This window comes from Mycobacterium sp. TH-M15, assembly GCF_057473705.1.
The window spans coordinates 1-2,949 of the sequence record NZ_JBYCLB010000585.1 but is presented as its reverse complement, the minus strand read 5'-3'; the positions used below and the strand labels follow the sequence as shown (position 1 = coordinate 2,949).

Below are 2,949 nucleotides of genomic sequence, written 5' to 3'. Positions count from 1 at the left end.
CCGTGATCGCCGACAACGCTCTCGGCGTGCTCGCCACGCTCAAGCGGGACGGGCGGCCGCAGTTGTCGAACGTGTCGTATTACTTCGACGCTCGCAGCACTACGATCCAGGTCTCGGTCACCGAGCCGCGGGCCAAGACCCGAAACCTGCGCCGCGACCCGCGGGCGTCGCTGCTCGTCAGCTCCGACGACGGCTGGTCCTATGCCGTTGCCGAAGGCAACGCGACGCTCACCCCGCCGGCCGCGGCGCCCGGCGATGACACCGTCGAAGCGCTGATCGCGTTGTACCGCAACATCGCCGGTGAGCACCCGGATTGGGACGACTACCGGCAGGCGATGGTGACCGATCGTCGCGTGGTGCTGACGCTACCGATCGCGCACGTCTACGGGATGCCGCCTGGCCTGCGGTGAATCACGCTGAACTGCGGCCGGCGCGCTAGGCTGCGGGCTATGGCCGAATCGGCGTCGGAGGACGACACCAAACGTAAATTCCGGGAAGCCCTCGAGCGCAAGAACTCGAAGTCGTCGGGCGGGGCGGACCATAAGAAGGATGGCGGTGCCAAGCAGCCCGGTGCCCACGGCTCGGCGAGCAATCGGCGGGAGTTCCGTCGCAAGAGCGGCTAGCGAGCGCCCGTCACAGGAAATGCTGCGGGAACCACCCGGCCTGCCAATCAGGTGTGGTTGGGTTGAGTTCGAGCTGGGTCGTTTGACGGAAGGAGTACGTCGTTGACCGTGCAGATCTGCCTGGCACAAGAGCCCGCCGCTGATCAGCTACTGGCCGAGAACCCGCTGGCGCTGGTGGTGGGCATGCTGCTGGACCAGCAGGTCCCGATGGAGACCGCATTTGCCGGCCCCAAGAAGATCGCCGACCGGATGAGCGGTTTCGACGCCGCCGAGATCGCCGACTACGACCCGGACAAATTCGCCGCGCTGTGCTCGGAAAAGCCTGCGATACACCGCTTCCCGAGCTCGATGGCCAAGCGTATCCAGACGCTGGCGCGGATCATCGTCGACGACTACGACGGCGACGCCGCCGGGCTGTGGACGGTCGGCGATCCCGACGGGCCCGGGCTGCTGCGACGGCTCAAGGGGTTGCCGGGATTCGGTGAGCAGAAGGCACAGATATTTCTGGCCCTGCTCGGTAAGCAGTACGCGGTGACCCCGAAGGGCTGGCGGACCGCAGCGGGCGAATTCGGCAAAGCCGGCAGCCACGTGTCGGTGGCCGATATCGTTGACGCGGGTTCGTTGGAGAAGGTGCGTTCGTACAAGAAGCAGATGAAAGCAGCCAAGAAGGCGACAACCGGGAAGGCGACATCGTGAAAACACATCTGAACTGTCCGTGCGGCGAGGCGATCGCCGGCCAAGACGAAGATGAATTGGTGGATCTGACGCAGGCGCACCTGGCCTCCGCGCATCCCGGTCTGGAGTACGACCGGGACGCGATCTTGTTCATGGCCTACTAACTTCTTGGTACTTCTTGGCGCGAGCGTGCGTGTCTGTACAGCGACACGCCGTACGTGGTGTACAACTGCGCCCACTCGCGCCGGGAGTCGCTAGCTCAGGGCACCACCGTCGAGCCGATGGTGGGCATGAACTGGCACTGCTTGTCCTTGGTGCTGACCTGCCCGAAGACCGTCGACATGATGCTGCCCGAGCCGGTGTCGACCGTGGCGACCAGCGTGGTCGGCCCCTGGGGGTTGATGTCGGGCTGCGGCTTGAGTGTGGCGCTGCCTGACTTGCCCGTCGTCAGGTTGACCCAGGTGACGTTCAGCGGCAGCTTCTGCACGTCGGCGGGTCCCGGTGTACCCACGGCGGTGAACACGTACGCCGTCTGGCCGGCGGCCGGGCCCGGTGCCGGGATCTTGGCGGGCCCGGCGACCGAGAGCACCGGTGCCATCACCGTGCCGCCGTCACCGCCGCAGTTGTTGCTGATCGACGGGTACATGAAGTCCTGCGTGGGTGGGGAGTCCGGGCTGAACCCGGGAGCCGCGGCTTGCGGTGCGGGCGGCGTTGCGGCCGCGACCGGAACGGCGTTCGCGGGGTCCGGCGCGGCTTCGGGCGAGGGGCCCGCGGCGTGGTCCGGGTCGATCCCGGTGGGCAGGTGCGCCTGGGCGCCGGGCTCAACGCCGGGCGGGACGACGTGCGCGGTCGAGGCGGCGTCCGGTGCCTGGACGAATTGGTTCACCGAGGCCGCAACGTTTTTCGATTCCTCGGGTGCCGACGGGCTGCGGCCGAATGCCTGCGCGGCGGCCATCAGCAACTGGGTCGCCTGCTCGGGGTTGCCGGCGGCCTGCTGAATGATCGGGCTCAGTTCGGTCAGGGCCGGCAGACCAGGCAGTTGCTGAGCTGGAATCGGAGCGGGCGGCGCCGGGTCGGCACCCGCGTTGGGGGACATGGCCAGTGCGGCGCTCGATGCGATGGCCGTTGCGGCGAAGGCGTAGATCAGGTTTCGTGCGATGTGCATGGTGTCCTCCCAGACGTCGACGTGGGTGGCGGCCGGCTGGCGCGGGGGGGGCGCCTGCCGGCCGGTAGCTCGGTCAGGGCAGCGCGTTCACCGGGAAAAGCAGCGGGTTTGCCGCCGCTGCAGGCACCACGGGCGCGGCCGCCAGCGGAAGGGACGCCACCGGTGCGGCCGCCGTAGCTGGCAGGCCCACGGCGGAGGCGAGTCCGCTGCCGAGTGGAGATCCACCGCCGAGCAGTGAAGTGAGGTCGCCGGGCAGCGACACCTGCTGCGGCAGCGGGAACGGCAGGCCCGGGATTTGCGGCAGATTGAGCGGAGCCTGCGGCAGGATTCCCGCAGGGCTGGTGGCCGGAGCGGCCGGCGTCAGACCTGGACTGCCGAGCCCTGGTGTGGACGTCGCGGCCGGAGCCGGCGACGTCAGGCCCGGACGGCTGAGCCCTGGTGTGGACGTCGCGGCCGGAGCCGGCGACGTCAGGCCCGGAATGCCGA

General features: G+C 68.6%; 6 protein-coding genes. 4 read left to right on the top strand and 2 right to left on the bottom strand.

The window, feature by feature from the left end; all coding sequences use genetic code 11:
- Nucleotides 1–2 precede the first annotated feature (2 nt).
- The 4 genes from AC2VNT_RS14470 (at nucleotide 3) to AC2VNT_RS14455 (ending at nucleotide 1,462) form a co-directional block, all read left to right on the top strand.
- Nucleotides 3–410, top strand: coding sequence for a PPOX class F420-dependent oxidoreductase (locus AC2VNT_RS14470; RefSeq protein WP_486947516.1), 408 nt, complete (start codon nucleotides 3–5; stop codon nucleotides 408–410).
- Nucleotides 411–449: 39 nt separating this feature from the next.
- Nucleotides 450–623: a DUF5302 domain-containing protein gene (locus AC2VNT_RS14465; protein WP_486947515.1), complete on the top strand. Its 174-nt coding sequence runs from the start codon at nucleotides 450–452 to the stop codon at nucleotides 621–623.
- Between the two features lie 108 nt (nucleotides 624–731).
- On the top strand, nucleotides 732–1,319 hold the full coding sequence (locus AC2VNT_RS14460; RefSeq protein WP_486947517.1) for an HhH-GPD-type base excision DNA repair protein: 588 nt from the start codon (nucleotides 732–734) through the stop codon (nucleotides 1,317–1,319).
- Complete coding sequence (locus AC2VNT_RS14455) at nucleotides 1,316–1,462, top strand: DUF1059 domain-containing protein (protein WP_486947514.1); 147 nt, start codon at nucleotides 1,316–1,318, stop codon at nucleotides 1,460–1,462. Before AC2VNT_RS14460 ends, AC2VNT_RS14455 begins: the two co-directional genes overlap by 4 nt.
- Nucleotides 1,463–1,557: 95 nt before the next feature.
- Here AC2VNT_RS14455 and AC2VNT_RS14450 read toward each other — a convergent pair whose 3' ends face one another.
- On the bottom strand, nucleotides 1,558–2,463 hold the full coding sequence (locus AC2VNT_RS14450; RefSeq protein WP_486947513.1) for an Rv1157c family protein: 906 nt from the start codon (nucleotides 2,461–2,463) through the stop codon (nucleotides 1,558–1,560).
- A gap of 73 nt (nucleotides 2,464–2,536) precedes the next feature.
- Nucleotides 2,537–2,949 (bottom strand): hypothetical protein (locus AC2VNT_RS14445; RefSeq protein WP_486947512.1); only part of this gene is annotated, 413 nt, incomplete at its 5' end.